Annotated in this window: 12 protein-coding genes and 1 pseudogene; 6 read left to right on the forward strand and 7 right to left on the reverse strand. The window is 71.9% G+C overall.

What is annotated here, in order from left to right; genetic code table 11:
* Positions 1-40 precede the first annotated feature (40 nt).
* On the forward strand, positions 41-817 hold the full coding sequence (locus tag ABZ887_RS06830; RefSeq protein ID WP_361283730.1) for a thioredoxin domain-containing protein: 777 nt from the start codon (positions 41-43) through the stop codon (positions 815-817).
* 92 nt (positions 818-909) lie between these two features.
* Entirely contained in the window at positions 910-1,920 is a 1,011-nt protein-coding gene (gene lgt / locus ABZ887_RS06835) for a prolipoprotein diacylglyceryl transferase (RefSeq protein ID WP_361283733.1), read from the forward strand.
* 162 nt (positions 1,921-2,082) lie between these two features.
* On the opposite strand, the gene ABZ887_RS06840 is transcribed toward lgt, so the two are convergent.
* The 7 genes and pseudogenes from ABZ887_RS06840 to ABZ887_RS06870 form a co-directional block, all read right to left on the reverse strand.
* Positions 2,083-2,904, reverse strand: a complete 822-nt coding sequence (locus ABZ887_RS06840; RefSeq protein WP_361283736.1) for a CoA ester lyase — start codon at positions 2,902-2,904, stop codon at positions 2,083-2,085.
* On the reverse strand, positions 2,901-4,175 hold the full coding sequence (locus ABZ887_RS06845; protein ID WP_361283739.1) for a CoA transferase: 1,275 nt from the start codon (positions 4,173-4,175) through the stop codon (positions 2,901-2,903). The genes ABZ887_RS06840 and ABZ887_RS06845 overlap by 4 nt, the downstream gene beginning before the upstream one ends.
* Positions 4,172-5,065: a ribokinase gene (gene rbsK, locus ABZ887_RS06850; RefSeq protein ID WP_361283742.1), complete on the reverse strand. Its 894-nt coding sequence runs from the start codon at positions 5,063-5,065 to the stop codon at positions 4,172-4,174. Before rbsK ends, ABZ887_RS06845 begins: the two co-directional genes overlap by 4 nt.
* Positions 5,062-6,573 (reverse strand): ADP-ribosylglycohydrolase family protein, encoded by a 1,512-nt coding sequence (locus tag ABZ887_RS06855; protein WP_361283745.1) that lies wholly within the window; start codon positions 6,571-6,573, stop codon positions 5,062-5,064. The genes rbsK and ABZ887_RS06855 overlap by 4 nt, the downstream gene beginning before the upstream one ends.
* Positions 6,561-7,736 carry an ADP-ribosylglycohydrolase family protein gene (locus tag ABZ887_RS06860; protein ID WP_361283748.1) on the reverse strand — a complete coding sequence of 392 codons (1,176 nt, stop codon included), beginning with the start codon at positions 7,734-7,736 and terminating at the stop codon, positions 6,561-6,563. The genes ABZ887_RS06855 and ABZ887_RS06860 overlap by 13 nt, the downstream gene beginning before the upstream one ends.
* 8 nt (positions 7,737-7,744) lie before the next feature.
* Positions 7,745-8,881, reverse strand: coding sequence for an ADP-ribosylglycohydrolase family protein (locus ABZ887_RS06865; protein WP_361284597.1), 1,137 nt, complete (start codon positions 8,879-8,881; stop codon positions 7,745-7,747).
* Positions 8,882-9,207: 326 nt separating this feature from the next.
* Positions 9,208-10,194 (reverse strand): annotated as a pseudogene (locus tag ABZ887_RS06870) (ADP-ribosylglycohydrolase family protein); the annotation flags it as partial.
* Between the two features lie 298 nt (positions 10,195-10,492).
* Here ABZ887_RS06870 and ABZ887_RS06875 point away from each other — a divergent pair.
* The 4 genes from ABZ887_RS06875 (at position 10,493) to ABZ887_RS06890 (ending at position 18,533) form a co-directional block, all read left to right on the forward strand.
* Positions 10,493-11,224 (forward strand): VIT1/CCC1 transporter family protein, encoded by a 732-nt coding sequence (locus ABZ887_RS06875; RefSeq protein ID WP_361283751.1) that lies wholly within the window; start codon positions 10,493-10,495, stop codon positions 11,222-11,224.
* A gap of 430 nt (positions 11,225-11,654) precedes the next feature.
* A complete protein-coding gene (gltB, locus tag ABZ887_RS06880) occupies positions 11,655-16,202 on the forward strand; it encodes a glutamate synthase large subunit (protein WP_361283754.1) in 4,548 nt (1,515 codons plus the stop codon).
* On the forward strand, positions 16,195-17,655 hold the full coding sequence (locus ABZ887_RS06885; RefSeq protein ID WP_361283757.1) for a glutamate synthase subunit beta: 1,461 nt from the start codon (positions 16,195-16,197) through the stop codon (positions 17,653-17,655). The genes gltB and ABZ887_RS06885 overlap by 8 nt, the downstream gene beginning before the upstream one ends.
* Before the next feature lie 152 nt (positions 17,656-17,807).
* A complete protein-coding gene (locus ABZ887_RS06890) occupies positions 17,808-18,533 on the forward strand; it encodes a VWA domain-containing protein (RefSeq protein WP_361283760.1) in 726 nt (241 codons plus the stop codon).
* The last annotated feature ends 69 nt before the right edge of the window (positions 18,534-18,602 follow it).

Genomic DNA, 18,602 nt, shown 5'->3' on the forward strand with positions numbered 1-18,602 from the left:
CGGGGAGGCGCGCTGCGCCTCCCTGGTTCGTTCTGGGGGTGTGAGCGAGAAGAATCGTGACGGAAAGCGGATGGCCCGTGAGCGGCTGGCGGCCGAGCGCGAGAAGCAGCGGGCCGCGGACAAGCGGCGGCGCACGCTGATCGTGGGCGCGAGCGTCGTCTGCGTCCTGGGCCTGGCGGCGGTGATCGGCGTGGTCGCCGCGAACGCGGGCAAGGACAAGGGCAGCGCGAGCTCGGGCCCGGTCGTGGCGCCCTCCGGCGCGCAGGGCAAGGACAGCCTCGCGATCCCGGTCGGCAAGGACGACGCCAAGGCGACGCTCACCGTCTGGGAGGACTTCCGCTGCCCGGCCTGCCAGGCCTTCGAGACGGCGTACCGCCCGACGCTCCACGAGCTGGTCGACGCCGGCAAGCTCAGGATCGACTACCACCTGGTCACGCTGATCGACGGCAACCTCGGCGGCAGCGGTTCCCGGAACGCGGCCAACGCGGCGGCCTGCGCCCAGGACGCCGGGAAGTTCCGCGACTTCCACGACGTGCTGTACGAGAACCAGCCGAAGGAGACCGACGACGCGTTCGCCGGCAACGACAAGCTGATCGAGCTGGCCGGCAAGGTCGAAGGGCTGAACACGCCGGCGTTCCAGAAGTGCGTCAAGGACGGCACGCACAACTCCTGGGTCGTGAAATCCAACCAGGCCTTCCAGGCGGGCAAGTTCAACGGCACCCCGACCGTCCTGCTCGGCGGCAAGAACATCTACGAGGACCAGACCATGACCCCGGACAAGCTGAAGCAGCTGGTCGAGGACGCGAACAAGCAGTAGGCGGGGGTAAGCGATTCTCACGTCCCCGTTATGGAGCCGTAGCCGGGCTGGTTGCCGTCGGCCCGGTCCGGCACGGTAGCGTCGACCCTGCCATGGAAGAACTTGCCTACATTCCCAGCCCGTCGCGCGGAGTGATCCACCTCGGACCCATCCCGCTGCGCGGCTACGCGTTCTGCATCATCATCGGTGTCTTCGTAGCCGTCTGGCTCGGCAACAAGCGCTGGATCGCCCGGGGCGGGCGGGCCGGCACCGTGGCCGACATCGCGGTCTGGGCCGTACCGTTCGGCCTTGTCGGCGGGCGCCTCTACCACGTGATCACGGACTACGAGCTGTACTTCAGCTCGGGCCGCGACTGGGTCGACGCGTTCAAGGTCTGGCAGGGTGGCCTCGGCATCTGGGGCGCGATCGCGCTCGGTGCGGTGGGCGCGTGGATCGGCTGCCGGCGCCGGGGCATCCCGCTGCCCGCCTATGCCGACGCCATCGCCCCCGGCATCGCCTTCGCCCAGGCGATCGGCCGCTGGGGCAACTGGTTCAACCAGGAGCTGTACGGCCGTGAGACCCACGTTCCGTGGGCCCTGCACATCACCTCCTCCGAGGGCGGCCGGATCCCGGGCTACTACCACCCGACCTTCCTCTACGAGTCGCTGTGGTGCATCGGCGTCGGCTTCCTGGTCATCTGGGCCGACCGCCGCTTCAAGCTCGGCCACGGCCGCGCCTTCGCCCTGTACGTCGCCGCGTACTGCGTGGGCCGCGGCTGGATCGAGTACATGCGCGTCGACGACGCCCACCACATCCTCGGTCTGCGGCTCAACGACTGGACCGCGATGATCGTGTTCCTGCTCGCGGTGCTGTACATGGTGCTCTCCGCGAAGAAGCGGCCGGGCCGGGAGACGGTGGTCGAGCCGGGCGGCTCCGACGGTGAGGGTGTCTCCGACGGTGCGGCCGACGGTGCCGGTGAGACCGACGAGGCGAGTGAGATCGCTGAGGCGGGTGAGATCGCTGAGGCGAAGGACGCCGAGGCCTCTGGCGACGAGGCCGAGGCCGAGGATGACGCCGCCGACGAAGTGAAGGACGAGGCCGGGTCGGGAAGCAAGAAGAGCTGAGCTGCTGACCTGCTGCTGTACGACGAAGAGGGCGCCCGGGATCGAACCGGGCGCCCTCTTCGTGTGCGGGCCAGGGGGTTGCGGCGGGTTCGGCACCGCCGGACAGCGCCGTGGAGGTACTCGCCGCTGCGGCAGAACGGAGTCGTCGGCGGGTGGAGCAGGTCAGCGGCGGTTCGTGAGGGACAGGGTTCTGCGGGCCGCGGCCACCACCGCCGCGTCGATGAAGCTGCCGTCGGGGAGGGCCTGGGCGCCCTGTTCCGTGGTGGCTGCCTTGACGACCGTCTCCGCCTGTTCCAGTTCGGCCTCCGTGGGGAGGTAGGCCCGCTCGATGATCGGGAGCTGGCGGGGGTGGATCGCGGCGCGGCCCAGGAAGCCCAGGGCGCGGCCGTGGGCGCAGGAGGCGGCGAGGCCGTTGAGGTCGCGGGTGTCGGGGTGGACCGACTGGGGCGGCGGGGCGAGGCCCGCCGCCCGTGCGGCGACCACGATCCGGGACCGGGACCAGTCGAGGCCGATGTCGTCCCGTACGCCCAGGTCGGCCCGTAGGTCCGCCTCGCCCAGGGAGATGCCCCGCAGGGCCGGGTGGGCGGCGGCGATCGCGTAGGCGTGTTCGATGCCGAGGGCCGATTCGAGCAGGGCGTAGAGGGGGAGGGCGGCGGTCCGGGCCGCGAGCCGGCGGATGTCCTCCGGGCCGGCGACCTTCGGGACGCGGAGTCCGGCCAGGCCGGGGAGCGAGAGGAGGGCCTTGACGTCGGTCCGGGCCCACGGCGTGTCCAGGGCGTTGATCCGGACGTGGACCGGGACCGGCTGGGGGTGGGCGAGGAGGTCGGCGGTGGCGTCGCGGGCGTAGTCCTTGCGGTCGGGGGCGACCGCGTCCTCCAGGTCGATCACCACCACGTCCGTTCCGGAGGCCAGCGCCTTGGCGACCACGTGCGGTCGGTCGCCGGGGACGTACAGCCAGGTCAGCGGGAACGGCAGGCCGGTCATACGGCGCCCTCCGCGCGCAGGTCCCGCACCTGGGCCGGGGTCAGGCCCAGCTCGGCCAGGACCTCCTCCGTGTCGGCGCCGTGCGGGCGGCCGGTCCAGCGGATCGCGCCGGGGGTGGCGGAGAGCCGGAAGAGAACGTTCTGCATGCGCAGCGGGCCCAGCTCGGGGTCGGGGACGGTGGTGATCGTGTTCAGCGCCTGGTACTGCGGGTCCTCCATCACGTCCCGTACGTCCTGGACGGGCGCCACCGCCGCCTCCGCCTTCTCGAACTCGGCCAGCACCTCGGCACGGGAGCGGGTGGCGACCCAGTTGCCGACGGCCGCGTCGAGGACGTCTGCGTGCGCGGCCCGGCCGGCACCGGTCGCGAACCACGGTTCGTCGATCAGCTCCGGGCGCCCGACCAGCCGCAGCACGCGTTCCGCGATCGACTGGGCCGAGGTGGACACCGCGACCCAGCTGCCGTCCGCCGTGCGGTAGGTGTTGCGCGGGGCGTTGTTGGCGGACCGGTTGCCGGTGCGTGCCTGGACGTAGCCGAGCTGGTCGTACCAGGTGGGCTGGGGGCCGAGGACGGCCAGGATCGGCTCGATGATCGCCATGTCGACGACCTGGCCCTCGCCGGTGCGGTCCCGGGCCGCGAGCGCGGTCATCACGGCGTACGCGGTGGCCAGCGCCGCGATGGAGTCGGCGAGCCCGAACGGGGGCAGCGTCGGCGGGGCGTCCGGCTCGCCGGTGATCGCCGCGAAGCCGCTCATCGCCTCGGCGAGGGTGCCGAAGCCGGGCCGGTGGGCGTAGGGGCCGAACTGGCCGAAGGCGGTGACCCGGGTCAGGACCAGCCGCGGGTTGGCGGCGGACAGCTCCTCCCACCCCAGGTCCCACTTCTCCAGGGTGCCGGGGCGGAAGTTCTCGATGATCACGTCGGCGGTGGCGGCGAGCCGGAGGAGGGTGGCCCGGCCGCCGGGCCTGGACAGGTCGAGGGTGAGGGTGCGCTTGTTGCGGCCGAGCAGCTTCCACCACAGGCCGACGCCGTGTTTGGCCGGGCCGTGGCCCCGGGAGGGGTCGGGTTTGGCGGGGTGCTCGACCTTGATGACCTCGGCGCCGAAGTCACCGAGCAGGGTGGCGGCGAGAGGACCGGCGAAGAGGGTGGCGAGATCGAGGACGCGCAGACCGGTGAGGGGCGGGAGCGGGGGCCCGGGGTGCGCCGCCGGGCCGTTGGGTGCCGTGGGCGTCGTGGCTGCTGTGGCTGCTGTGGGTGTCGTGGGTGTCGTACTCATGCGGTGTACTGGGCCTCGATCTCCGGGCGGTACGGCATCGACTCCGTCGCTCCCTCCCGTTGTACGGAGATCGCCGCCGCGGCGGCGGCCCAGGACAGGGCCTCGCGGATCGGTTTCTCCTCGGCCAGGGCGACCGCCAGGGCGCCGACGAAGGTGTCGCCGGCACCCGTCGAGTCGACGGCGGACACCCGGGGCGCGGGGACGACGAGCGGCGCCGCGTCGCGGGTGAGGTAGAGGCTGCCGGCCGCGCCGAGCGTGACGACGACCTGCGGTACCCGGTCGAGGAGCGCGGCCGCCGCGTCGCGCGGGTCGAAGCGGTCGGTGAGGGTGGCCGCCTCCCGCTCGTTCGGCACCAGCAGGTCGATGCTGTCGAGGAGTTCGGAGGGGAGCGGGCGGGCGGGGGACGGGGTGAGGATGGTCCGGACGCCGTGCCGGCGGGCGGCCTGGGCCCCCGCCACCACCGCCGCGAGGGGGATCTCCAGCTGGAGCAGGAGCGTGTCGGCGGAGGCGATGACGCCCTCGTCGCCGGGGGCGAGATGGTCGACGGTGCCGTTCGCGCCGGGCACCACGACGATCGCGTTGCCGCCCTCGTCGTCCACGACGATGTGCGCGGTGCCGGAGGGGCCCTCGATCGTGCGCAGCGAGTCCGTGTCCACGCCGGAGTGTTCGAGGGTCTCGCGCAGCCGGGCGCCGTAGGCGTCGTGGCCGACCGCGCCGATCATCGAGACGGTGGCGCCGGCGCGGGCGGCGGCGATCGCCTGGTTGGCGCCCTTGCCGCCGGGGATCGTACGGAACGCCCGTCCCGTCACGGTCTCTCCGAGCTGCGGGGCTCTCTCGGCGTACGCGACGAGGTCCATGTTCGTGCTGCCTAGTACGGCGATGTGGGTCATGAGCGGGTCGCCTCCAGGTGGGTGAGGTGGGCGAGGGTGTCGAAGCCGGTGCCGTCGAAGCCGGCGACGGAGGTGGCGAGTCGGTTCTTGAGCGGGGTCGTCCAGCGGTCGGGGAGCGCGTCGGGGTCCCCCGCGAGCAGACCGGCGACCGAGCCGGCGGTCGCTCCGTTGGAATCGGTGTCCCAACCGCCGCTCACCGCGCGGCAGACGGAGCCGGTGAAGTCGCCGTCGGCGTGGGTGAGGGCGGCGGCGATCAGGGCGGTGTTGGGAATGGCGTGCACCCAGTGGTGGGTGGGGGAGTGGGTGGCGTGGAGTTCGTCCACGACGGTGTCGAAGTCGTCGTGGCACTCGGCGAGCCGGATCGCGTGGTCGACGGCGTGGGCCAGCCGGGAGTGGGGCGGGACGACGGACCGGCCGGCGCGCAGGCAGGAGTGGACGTCGTGGGTGCCGGTGACGGCGGTGGCGATGACGGCCGCCGTGAACATCGCCGCGTAGACGCCGTTGGCCGTGTGGGTGAGGGTGGCGTCGCGGTGGGCCTGTTCGGCCGCGGCGGCCGGGTCGCCGGGGTTGGTCCAGCCGTGCACGTCGGCGCGGATGAGGGCGCCGATCCACTCGCGGAAGGGGTTGCGGTGGCGGGCGGTGTGCGGGGGCTCGATCCCGGTGAGGAGGTTGCGGTAGGCGACGCGTTCGGCGGTGAAGGTGCGGCCGGCGGGGAGTTCGTCGAGCCAGAGGGCGGCGACGTCGGTGGTGGTGAAGTCCCTGGTGCGGCGCTGGAGCAGGAGGAGGTTGAGGAGGGGGTAGTTGAGGTCGTCGTCCTCGGGCATGCCGTCGATGTTCTCGGCGAGGGAGGTGGGGGCCGAGCGGCGGTTCCAGGGGTGCGCGGAGAGGAGGTCGGCGGGGACGCCGCGGGCGGTGAAGTAGTGGTTCAGGGGCCAGTTGCCGGTGGCGCGGGCGAGTTCGCGGATGGCGTGCAGGGGGAGCTTCTCGACGGGTTTGCCGAGCAGACAGCCGACGGCTCGGCCCAGCCAGGCGGCGTGGTAGGTGCGGGGGTGTGGGGGCCGGGGGGTGGGGACGCTCACCGGCGCTGGCAGGGTGCCGCTGCGCCCACCCGTGCCGCCCCAGCGGCACGACTGCCCGCAGCTATGTTTTTCAGGGGCGCGGGGAACTGCGCGATCGGCCCCCACCGGGCCGCAGCCGCACGACGGTCCGCACGGACCTCCCCGGTGGGCGCTCGGCCACTGCGGGCACAGTGCCTTGATGGCGGCCAGATCCGTCGGCTCGTTCAACCTGCTCGGCAGGTCCGCGAGTTCGTCGAGCAGGTCCTCCGCCAGTTGACGCAGATAACGGGAGGCCCGTCCCTCCGACGCGCCCGCCCGGTCCGGCGCGTCCGCGCCCCCCGCCGCCCGCCAGCGCGCAGCGATCGCCGACGGCTCCCGGCCGTCCTGCCGGGCCTGGCGCAGCTCATGGCCCAGCAGATCCTCCGGCTGGACCCAGGTCAGGCGGAGCAACTCGGGCCTCCGAGGCGGGCGAAGGACTCCTCGTGGACGCGGCGGCGTTCCAGGTCGAGGGCGAAGACCTCGCGGGTCACGGCGGCCAGGACCCGGGGCGGTTCCCAGAGGTCGAGGCGGCTGGCCTCCGCGACCCGCTTCGACCAGTCCTCCGGAACCGGTGAGCCCAGCGCGCCGGCGATCGCGCCCGCCATCGTCGCGATGGAGTCGCAGTCCCGGCCGTAGTTGACGGAACCGAGCACGGCCTGCCGGTAGTCGCCGTCGGCCACCAGCAACATGCCCAGGGCGACGGGGAGTTCCTCGATGGCGTGCAGACGGGAGGGTCGGCGGGCGCCGAGCGAGGGGGACCGGTAGTCGGGGCCCACCGTGTCGTAGGGGGCGACCGCGTCGCGGAGCGGGACGAGCGCCGACTCGAAGTCGCAGTGGCGTGCCGCCGTTTCACAGACGCGTTCGATCGCCTCGCGGGTGCCGTCCTTCGCCAGGGACAGGCAGACGCCGACCACGGAGTCCGGTGTCGCGCCGGGCGCCGTCGCCGCCGCCACCGCCGCCGCGAAGACGCCCGCGGCCTCCCTGCCGTACGACGACTGGTGGGCGCCCGCCACGTCCAGCGCCTCGGCGTACGCGGCCCGCGGATGCGCCGCGTTGACCAGGCCGACCGGGGCCATGTACATCGCCGCACCGCAGTTGACGATGTTGCCGACGCCGGCTTCCCGGGGGTCGGCATGGCCGTAGTGGAGGCGGGTCGCCAGCCACTTCTCCGCGAGGAAGATCCGGTGGAGGGGGATGGTCTCCGCCTCCAGTTCCGGGATCCAGCGGGGGTTGGTCATCAGGTCGGGGACCAGGTGGTCGGCGATCGCGTACGCGTCGAGGTGGTCGCGGACCCGGTCGTACACCCGTACCAGCGCATGGGTCATCAAGGTGTCGTCGGTGACGTGCCCGTCGCCCTTGTGGTACGGCGCGATGGGGCGGGCGGTGCGCCAGTCGTCGCCGTTCCAGGGGCCGACGACGCCGTGCACGCGGCCGCCGTGGCGTTCGAGGATCTGGCCGGGGGAGTAGCCCTCGACCGGACCGCCGAGGGCGTCGCCGACGGCGGCCCCGACCAGTGCTCCGGTGATCCGGTCGTCGAGCGAAGCTCCGGCGCTTTCTTCTCCTTTGGGCGTCATGCACCGAATCATCCACCTGGACGGGCCGGTTGTGTGGCTTCCAGGAGTTCGGCGAGTTCCACGAGGTCCGTGCCGGTGAGCCGGGGGAGGGCACAGCCGGAGAGGGTGCGGCAGGCGTCCCGCCAGGACGGCGGGATCGCATCGGCGCCGCCGAGGGCACCGGTGAGCGCGCCGGCGAGGGCGGGGGCCGAGTCGGCGACCCGGGAGAGGCAGGCGGCGGCGGGTACGGCCTCGGCGATCCGGCCGCGCGCGGCGGTGGCGAGGGCGAGGGCGACCGGGACGGTCTCGGCGGCGGCGATGCCGTAGCTGTAGACGTGGTCGACGATTTGGTGTTCGAGGAGCGGGATGAGGGCGAACGCCGTGTCCGCGGCACCGGTGAGGGTCAGGGCGTGGCGGGCGTTGCGGCCGATCTCGGTGGACTCGGGGAGTTCGGTGAGGGCCGCGGCCACGCAGGTCTCGACCTCGGCGCCGACGAGGGCGAGCGCGAGGGCCGCGGCCATGGCACGGGCGCCGTGCACGCCGTCGCCGTCCTGGGTGTAGCGAGCGTCGAACTCGGCGAGGTCGGCGGCGCGTTGGGGGTCGCCGGGATGGGCGACGGCGAGGGCGCAGGCGCGGACGCAGGCGGCGTCGTCGAAGTAGTGCGGGTTGTCGTGGCCGGTGGCGGGCGGGCGGAGGCCGGCGGCGAGGTTGCCGAGACCGGCGCGGACGGAGATGCGGGCGCGCAGGGGGAGTACGGCCGACTCGACCTCCGGGGCGCGGTCGGCCGCGGCGGCGACCTCGGAGGCGACCGCGGTCCAGGTGAGGTCGATGGCGGCGCGGGTACGGAGCTCACGGCTGAGGTCGCCGAGGGCGGTGTCGTCGCCGGCGCGCAGGACGGCTTCCGCGGCGAAGGCCGCCCACTCGGCGTCGTCGGAGGGGCCGAGGCGGAGGGGCTCGGGGGGTTGGTTGAGGGCGATGGGGACGGGGAGGGTGGTGGTCGCGTTCTGTTCCGCGAAGGTGTCGAGTTCGCGGGTGAGGCGGCGGGTCCATTCCGGCATGCGGGAGGCGCGGTGCCGCGCGGAAGGCCAGCCGGCGGCGTCGCCCGCGGCGAGGCCGAGGAGGAGCCCCTCGATACGACGCCGGTTCACCGGACCCCCTCGCCGCAGCTCACGCCCAGGGGGCTCCGCCCCCTGGACCCCCGAGACCTCGCCCACCCACCACCCGACTCGGTTGGCAGAAAGGCTGGTGTGGAGGGGTGTGGCTCGGTGGGGAGGGGGGCTGGTGTGGAGGGGTGTGGCTCGGTGGGGAGGGGGGCTGGTGTGGAGGGGTGTGGCTCGGTGGGTGGGAAGGGTGGTGCAGAGCGTTGCGACTCGGACGGGATCAGGACGGGTGGCTCGGTCGCTGGATCGGCCGGCGTCCATGCGTGTGCCTCGGCCGGTAGAGGTGTCCGTGGCGACGGCCGCGGCTCGGTCCGTGTCGAAGCCGGCCCTGTCAGCAGTTCCGCCACCTCCAGCACATGCTGTCCCGCCATCGACGGCAGGCAGCTGCCTCGGGCCGGGCCGATCGCCGCCCCCCACTCCGGCGGGATCGACGCCTCGCCCCGCGTCGCGCCCGCCAGCGCGCCGGCCACCGCCGCAGTCGTGTCCGCGTCCCGGCCCATGTTGACCGCCGTCAGCACCGCGTCCCGGAAGTCGCCGTCCGCCGCCGCGTACGCGCCGAAGGCCAGGGCCACCGCCTCCGGGGCGAGGTCGGTCCAGGGGTAGCCGCCGATGACCACCGCGGAGCGGACCGCCCGTTCGCCGCGGTGGGCCACCGACACCGCGCGGCGCAGGGAGCGGGCCGTCCAGGAGTCGTCGGGGACCACGGCGAGCGCGGCCGCGACCACCGCCGTCGGCGGGGCCCCGGCCATCGCCGCCGCGACCCCCGCCGCCACCGCCTGGCCGCCGTAGATGCCCTCGCCCTCGTGGCTCACGGAGCCGTCGACGGCGACGAGCCGGGCCGCCTCGGCGGGGCGGCCCGCCGCGAAGACGCCGAAGGGGGCCGCCCGCATGGCCAGGCCGTCGCTCCAGGCGTGCCGGTGCTGGGCGGAGATGGGGGCGGCGAGGCCCCGGCGGAGGTTCTCCAGGGTGCCGCGTTCGCTGAAGCCCGCGCCCTTGAAGGGGCCCTCGGCGCGGTCGGCGATCCACTCGTGCCAGGCCGCCTCGACATGGGCCGGGGTGAGGGCCGAGCCGTGCCGGGCGAGGAGGAGACCGGAGAAGATCGCGTACTCGGTGTCGTCGGTGCCGGCGGGGTGGTCGGTCACGTAACCCGTGATGCGGCCCCAGCGGGCGCGGATCTCGGAGGGCTTCATGTTCTCCGCCGGCGCCCCGAGCGCGTCGCCCACGGCCAGGCCCAGCAGCGCGCCCCGGGCCCGGTCGCGCAGGTCGGGGGCGGGCTCCCCGGGAGCGGGGACCGGCGGGGTGCAGACGATCGATGACATGGGCGGGCCTCTCCGGGAGGGGCTTCGCGCGGGGGCGCGGAACCGTTTGCGGATGTGTCCCACCAACGGCGGTTGACCGCAGCCTGAAGGGCCTTCACATCACCCGGTCGACATCTGTGCAGGGTGTCGCACGTGTGAGCGGAAGAGGGTAAAGCTGCAGGTTAGCCCAGCCTTTCCTTGCTGGCGGCGAGGAATGCCCCGGCGTACTGTCGGCGTTGTCGAAAGATAGAACTTGTCCAAAGTTAGCTTTGCCTCAGCTTATCCGGGGCGCGCTGCGAGACCTTTTGGGGGACCCCTCATGGCCGTGATCGAGACCCAGGCGACCCTGCACGAAGCCCACCGTGACAACCACACCCACCGGGATGTGAACGGGGGCTGGCTGCGGCCCGCCGTCTTCGGGGCCATGGACGGGCTGGTCTCCAACCTCGCCCTGATGACCGGTGTGGCGGGCGGGGCCGTCGGCCACCAGACCATCGTCATCACCGGGCTCGCCGGGCTGGCCGCCGGCGCCTTCTCGATGGCCGCCGGCGAGTACACCTCCGTCGCCTCGCAGCGCGAGCTCGTCGAGGCCGAGCTGGACGTGGAGCGCGGGGAGCTGCGCAGGCACCCGCAGGACGAGGAGGCCGAGCTGGCCGCGCTGTACGAGGCGCGGGGTGTCGAGCCGGAGCTGGCCCGGGAGGTCGCCCGGCAGCTGTCCGCCGACCCCGAGCAGGCGCTGGAGATACACGCCCGCGAGGAGCTCGGGATCGACCCCGGCGATCTGCCCTCGCCGCTGGTCGCCGCCGTCTCGTCCTTCGGCTCGTTCGCGCTGGGCGCGCTGCTGCCCGTGCTGCCGTTCCTGCTCGGCGCGACCGCGCTCTGGCCCGCCCTGCTGCTGGCCCTCGCCGGACTGTTCGGGTGCGGTGCCGTGGTGGCCAAGGTGACCGCGCGGAGCTGGTGGTTCAGCGGTCTGCGGCAGCTCGCGCTGGGCGGCGCGGCGGCCGGTGTGACGTACGCCCTGGGCACCCTGATCGGGTCGGCCGTAGGATAAGGCGACTGGTAGCTATGCGTTGGGCCGCATAAGTACCCGTTACTCGCTGGTTTCGAATGCTTAACCACTGGGCATGAGCCGTAAGCGCCGCAGGCAATGAGGCCTGCCATGCACCTGTGGGGTGGCGCGACGCTCACCCCCGCCCCTGCGGACCGATGGACACGGATCTGTCCGGATCGGTCCCCCACCACCTTCACCGCTTGAGCGGTACCTCGCCGTAAACCCCTACGGCGTCCGCATGTTGGAACGGTGTATCCAGTTCCCGAGAATCGCTCCATCATGTAACCTGCGTGAAATTTCGCAACAAAAACGCAGAGGGCCAGCGTCGTCCCTCGGCACCTGCTATACGCCACTGACGACGACGGGAGAGCCGATGCGTACGCCGCGCCAGCCGTCCCAGCACTCCACGAACGGCCGAAACTGGTCGTTCATGGATGCTCGCCCTGCTGCGCAGGGTATGTACGACCCCCGCAACGAGCGCGACGCCTGTGGCGTCGGCTTCGTGGCCACCCTCACCGGCGAGGCGAGCCATGCGCTGGTCGAGCAGGCACTCACGGTTCTGCGCAACCTGGAGCACCGCGGCGCGACCGGCTCCGAGCCCGACTCCGGTGACGGCGCGGGCCTGCTCTCCCAGGTGCCCGACGCCTTCTTCCGTGAGGTGGCCGGATTCGAGCTGCCGACCGCCGGTTCCTACGCCGTCGGCATCGCCTTCCTCCCGGAGGACGGCACCCAGGACGCCGTCTCGCGGATCGAGACGATCGCGGACGAGGAGGGCCTCACCGTCCTCGGCTGGCGCGAGGTTCCGGTCGCCCCGCAGCTGCTCGGCGCCACCGCCCGCTCCACCATGCCGGTCTTCCGGCAGATCTTCGTCACCGACGGCGCCAGCGAGGGCATCGCGCTGGACCGCAAGGCGTTCGTGCTGCGCAAGCGCGCCGAGCGCGAGGTCGACGTCTACTTCCCGTCGCTGTCCGCGCGGACCATCGTCTACAAGGGCATGCTGACCACCGGCCAGCTGGAGCCCTTCTTCCCGGACCTGTCCGACCGCCGCTTCGCATCCGCGATCGCGCTCGTGCACTCCCGGTTCTCCACGAACACCTTCCCGTCGTGGCCCCTCGCGCACCCCTACCGCTTCGTCGCCCACAACGGTGAGATCAACACCGTCAAGGGCAACCGGAACTGGATGGTCGCCCGCGAGTCCCAGCTGGTCTCCGACCTGTTCGGGCCGCAGGAGAAGCTGGACCGCGTCTTCCCGATCTGTACGCCCGACGCCTCCGACTCGGCGTCCTTCGACGAGGTGCTGGAGCTCCTGCACCTGGGCGGGCGTTCGCTGCCGCACTCCGTGCTGATGATGATCCCGGAGGCGTGGGAGAACCACGACTCGATGGACCCGGCCCGCCGCGCCTTCTACGGCTTCCACTCCACGATGATGGAGCCCTGGGACGGCCCCGCCTGCGTCACCTTCACCGACGGCTCCCAGGTCGGCGCCGTTCTCGACCGCAACGGTCTGCGCCCCGGCCGCTACTGGGTCACCGACGAGGGCCTGGTCGTCCTCGGCTCAGAGGTCGGCGTCCTCGACATCGACCCCGCCAAGGTGGTCCGCAAGGGCCGGCTGCAGCCCGGCAGGATGTTCCTCGTCGACACCGTCGAGCACCGCATCATCGAGGACGACGAGATCAAGGCCGGCCTCGCCGCCGCGCAGCCCTACGCGGAGTGGCTGGAGGCCGGCGAGATCGAGCTGGGCGACCTGCCCGAGCGCGAGCACATCGTGCACACCCACGCCTCGGTCACCCGCCGCCAGCAGACCTTCGGCTACACCGAGGAAGAGCTGCGCGTCATCCTCGCGCCGATGGCCAAGGCCGCCGCCGAGCCGATCGGCTCCATGGGCACCGACTCGCCCATCGCCGCGCTGAGCGAGCGCCCGCGCCTGCTCTTCGACTACTTCACCCAGCTCTTCGCGCAGGTCACCAACCCGCCGCTGGACGCGATCCGCGAAGAGCTCGTCACGTCGTTGCGCAGCTCCCTCGGTCCCTCGGGCAACCTGCTCGACCCGACGGCCGCCTCCTGCCGCTCGGTCGTGCTGCCCTTCCCGGTGATCGACAACGACGAGCTGGCCAAGCTCATCCACATCAACGCCGACGGCGACATGCCCGGCTTCAAGGCCGCGACCCTGTCCGGCCTGTACCGGGTCTCCGGCGGCGGCGACTCCCTGGCCGCGCGGATCGAGGAGATCTGCGCCGAGGCCGACGCGGCCATCGAGAACGGCGCCCGCCTGATCGTCCTGTCGGACCGGCACTCGGACGCCGAGCACGCGCCGATCCCGTCGCTGCTGCTCACCGCGGCCGTCCACCACCACCTCATCCGCACCAAGCAGCGCACCCACGTGGGCCTGCTGGTCGAGGCCGGTGACGTCCGCGAGGTCCACCACGTCGCGCTGCTGATCGGCTTCGGCGCCGCCGCCGTCAACCCGTACCTGGCGATGGAGTCCGTCGAGGACCTGACCCGCGCGGGCACCTTCCTGCCGGGCATGGAGTCCGAGCAGGCCATCCGCAACCTGATCTACGCCCTCGGCAAGGGCGTCCTCAAGGTCATGTCCAAGATGGGCATCTCGACCGTCGCCTCCTACCGCGGCGCCCAGGTCTTCGAGGCCGTCGGTCTCGAAGCCGGCTTCGTCGACAAGTACTTCAACGGCACCGCCTCCAAGATCGGCGGCGTCGGCATCGACGTCATCGCCAAGGAGGTCGCCGCCCGCCACGCCAAGGCCTACCCGGCCTCCGGCATCGCCCCGGCGCACCGCGCCCTCGACATAGGCGGCGAGTACCAGTGGCGCCGCGAGGGCGAGCCGCACCTGTTCGACCCGGAGACGGTCTTCCGCCTCCAGCACTCGACCCGCGCGAACCGCTACGACATCTTCAAGAAGTACACGGACCGCGTGAACGAGCAGTCCGAGCGGCTGATGACGCTGCGCGGCCTCTTCGGCTTCAAGACGGGCCTTGAGGGGCGCGAGCCGATCTCCGTCGACGAGGTCGAGCCGGTCTCCGAGATCGTCAAGCGGTTCTCGACCGGTGCCATGTCCTACGGCTCCATCTCGCGCGAGGCCCACGAGACCCTCGCCATCGCCATGAACCAGCTGGGCGGCAAGTCCAACACCGGTGAGGGCGGCGAGGACCCGGACCGCCTGTACGACCCGGCGCGGCGCAGCGCCATCAAGCAGGTCGCCTCCGGCCGCTTCGGCGTGACCTCGGAGTACCTGGTCAACGCGGACGACATCCAGATCAAGATGGCCCAGGGCGCCAAGCCCGGCGAGGGCGGCCAGCTGCCCGGCCACAAGGTCTACCCGTGGGTCGCGAAGACCCGGCACTCCACCCCGGGTGTCGGCCTGATCTCCCCGCCGCCGCACCACGACATCTACTCCATCGAGGACCTGGCCCAGCTGATCCACGACCTGAAGAACGCGAACCCGCAGGCGCGGATTCACGTCAAGCTGGTCTCCGAGGTCGGCGTCGGCACGGTCGCGGCCGGTGTGTCCAAGGCCCACGCGGACGTCGTGCTCATCTCCGGCCACGACGGCGGTACGGGCGCCTCCCCGCTGACCTCGCTGAAGCACGCGGGCGGCCCCTGGGAGCTCGGCCTCGCCGAGACCCAGCAGACCCTGCTGCTCAACGGCCTGCGCGACCGCATCGTCGTGCAGACCGACGGCCAGCTGAAGACCGGCCGTGACGTCGTCATCGCCGCGTTGCTCGGCGCCGAGGAGTTCGGTTTCGCGACCGCGCCGCTCGTCGTCTCCGGCTGCATCATGATGCGCGTCTGCCACCTCGACACCTGCCCGGTCGGCGTCGCCACCCAGAACCCGGTGCTGCGCGACCGCTTCAACGGCAAGGCCGAGTACGTGGTGAACTTCTTCAAGTTCATCGCCGAGGAGGTCCGCGAGATCCTCGCCGAGCTGGGCTTCCGCTCCATCGAGGAGGCCGTCGGCCACGCGGAGACGCTCGACGTCACCCGCGCCGTCAACCACTGGAAGGCGCAGGGCCTGGACCTGGCCCCGCTCTTCCACGTGCCCGAACTGCCCGAGGGCGCGGCGCTGCACCAGACGGTCGCGCAGGACCACGGCCTGGAGAAGGCCCTGGACAACGAGCTGATCAAGCTCGCCTCGGACGCCCTGGCTGCCTCCAGCGCCACCGACGCCCAGCCGGTGCGCGCCCAGATCAAGGTCCGCAACATCAACCGCACGGTCGGCACCATGCTCGGCCACGAGGTGACGAAGAAGTTCGGCGGCGCGGGCCTGCCCGACGACACCATCGACATCACCTTCACCGGCTCGGCCGGCCAGTCCTTCGGCGCCTTCCTGCCGCGCGGTGTCACCCTCCGCCTGGAGGGCGACGCCAACGACTACGTCGGCAAGGGCCTCTCCGGCGGCCGTGTCATCGTCCGTCCGGACCGCGCGGCCGACCACCTCGCCGAGTACTCCACCATCGCGGGCAACACCATCGCCTACGGCGCGACCGGTGGCGAACTGTTCCTGCGCGGTCGTACGGGTGAACGATTCTGCGTCCGTAACTCCGGTGCACTGGTGGTCTCGGAGGGCGTGGGCGACCACGGCTGCGAGTACATGACCGGCGGCCAGGCGGTGGTCCTCGGCGAGACGGGCCGCAACTTCGCGGCCGGCATGTCCGGTGGCGTCGCGTACGTGATCGACCTGAACGTCGACAACGTCAACGTGGGCAACGTCAGCGCCGTCGAGGCCCTCGACGACAGTGACCGGCAGTGGCTGTACGACGTCGTGCGCCGCCATGCCGAGGAGACCGGCTCCACGGTCGCCGAGAAGCTGCTCGCCGACTGGGACGCGGCCGCGCAGCGCTTCAGCAAGATCATTCCTGGCACTTACAAGGCAGTGCTCGCCGCCAAGGACGCCGCCGAGCGAGCCGGTCTCTCCGAGACCGAGACCCACGAGAAGATGATGGAGGCGGCGATCAATGGCTGACCCGAAGGGCTTCCTGAACCACGGCCGTGAGGTCGCCAAGACCCGTCCCGTCACCGAGCGCGTCAAGGACTGGAACGAGGTCTACGTCCGGGGTTCGCTGCTGCCGATCATCAGCAAGCAGGCCAGCCGGTGCATGGACTGCGGCATCCCGTTCTGCCACAACGGCTGTCCGCTCGGGAACCTGATCCCCGAGTGGAACGACTTCGCCTACCGCGAGGACTGGACGGCCGCCTCCGAGCGGCTGCACGCGACCAACAACTTCCCGGAGTTCACCGGTCGCCTCTGCCCGGCCCCCTGCGAGTCGGCGTGCGTGCTCGGCATCAACCAGCCTGCCGTCACCATCAAGAACGTCGAGGTCTCCATCATCGACAAGGCGTGGGAGGTCGGGACCGTCGCGCCGCAGGCCCCCGAGCGCCTGTCCGGCAAGACCGTCGCCGTCATCGGCTCGGGCCCCGCGGGCCTGGCCGCCGCCCAGCAGCTGACCCGGGCCGGCCACACCGTCGCCGTCTACGAGCGCGCCGACCGCGTCGGCGGCCTGCTCCGCTACGGCATCCCCGAGTTCAAGATGGAGAAGCGGCACATCAACCGCCGCATCGAGCAGATGCGCGCGGAGGGCACCCGCTTCCGTACCGGCATCGAGATCGGCGTCGACCTCAAGGCGACCGACCTGAAGAAGCGGTACGACGCGGTCGTCATCGCCGCCGGTGCGACGACCGCCCGTGACCTCCCGGTCCCCGGCCGCGAGCTCAAGGGCGTCTACCAGGCGATGGAGTACCTGCCCCTGGCCAACAAGGTCCAGGAGGGCGACTACGTCGTGTCCCCCATCTCGGCCGAGGGCAAGCACGTGGTCGTGATCGGCGGCGGCGACACCGGCGCGGACTGCGTCGGCACCGCCCACCGCCAGGGCGCGGCCTCCGTCACACAGCTGGAGATCATGCCCCGTCCGGGCGAGGACCGCGCGCCGAACCAGCCGTGGCCGACCTTCCCGATGCTCTACAAGGTCACCTCGGCGCACGAGGAGGGCGGCGAGCGGGTCTACTCCGTCTCCACCACCCACTTCGAGGGCGACGAGGACGGCAACGTCCAGTGGCTGCACCTCACCGAGGTGGAGTTCGTCGAGGGCAGGCTGACCCCGAAGCCGGGCACCGAGCGGAAGATCCCGGCCCAGCTGGTCACCCTGGCCATGGGCTTCACCGGCACCGACCGGGTCAACGGCGTGGTCGAGCAGTTCGGTCTCGAACTCGACGAGCGCGGCAACGTCGCTCGCGACGCCGACTTCCAGACCAACGTCCCCGGCGTCTTCGTCGCCGGTGACGCGGGCCGCGGCCAGTCCCTGATCGTCTGGGCGATCGCCGAGGGCCGCTCGGCCGCCAAGGGCGTCGACCGCTTCCTCACCGGAGCGAGCGACCTCCCGGCCCCGATCCGCCCGACGGACCGCTCGCTGATGGTCTGACCCACCCCGAAGAACGTCCCGTACAAAGGCGTACGGAACACCAAGACGGCGCCTGCCCGCCAGTCCCCGACCGGACGACAGGGCAGGCGCCGCCGCCTTTTTCCGATCAAGTAACCTCGGCCTCCTGAACCACGGGTGAGGGGGAACAGGACATGGCCGCGATCAGTCTCAGCAAGGTGGAGCAGACCGCGCCCGCGCTGGTCGACTCGTACAAGTCGGCCGGTATCTCCCTCACCAAGCACGGCCTCGACGACCTCCGTGCCGCTGTCTACCTGGTCGTCGACTACTCCGGCTCGATGAAGCCGTACTACGCCGACGGCAGCGTGCAGGCCCTCGCCGACCGGGTTCTCGGCCTCTCCGCACACCTGGACGACGACGGCCGCGTCCCCGTCGTCTTCTTCAGTACCGACATCGACGCGGTCACCGACATCAAGTTGGCCGAACACACGGGCCGGATCGAGAAGATCGCGGCCGGGCTCGGGCACATGGGCAAGACCAGTTACCACCTGGCAATGGACGCCGTGATCGACCACTACCTGGACAGCGGGTCCACCGCGCCCGCCCTGGTCGTCTTCCAGACCGACGGCGGCCCGATCAACAAGCTCGCCGCGGAACGCTACCTGTGCAAGGCGGCCAGGCTGCCGCTGTTCTGGCAGTTCGTCGGCTTCGGCGACCCGCACAGCAAGCAGTTCGACTTCCTGCGCAAGCTCGACGAACTCGCGGTGCCGGGCAAGCGGGCGGTGGACAACGCGGGCTTCTTCCACGCCGGTTCGGACCCGGGGAAGGTGCCGGACGGCGAGCTGTACGACCGTCTCGTCGGCGAGTTCCCGCAGTGGCTGGCGGCGGCGCGGGCGGCGGGGATCGTCGGGGCGGGCTGACTTTACGTCGCACCGTTGGCTGTCGGGGGCCTGTCATGCCACCCTGAGGGGTGATCCGGCGGGGAGGCG

It is taken from the genome of Streptomyces sp. NPDC047061 (assembly GCF_040643955.1).
Lineage (GTDB): Bacteria > Actinomycetota > Actinomycetes > Streptomycetales > Streptomycetaceae > Streptomyces.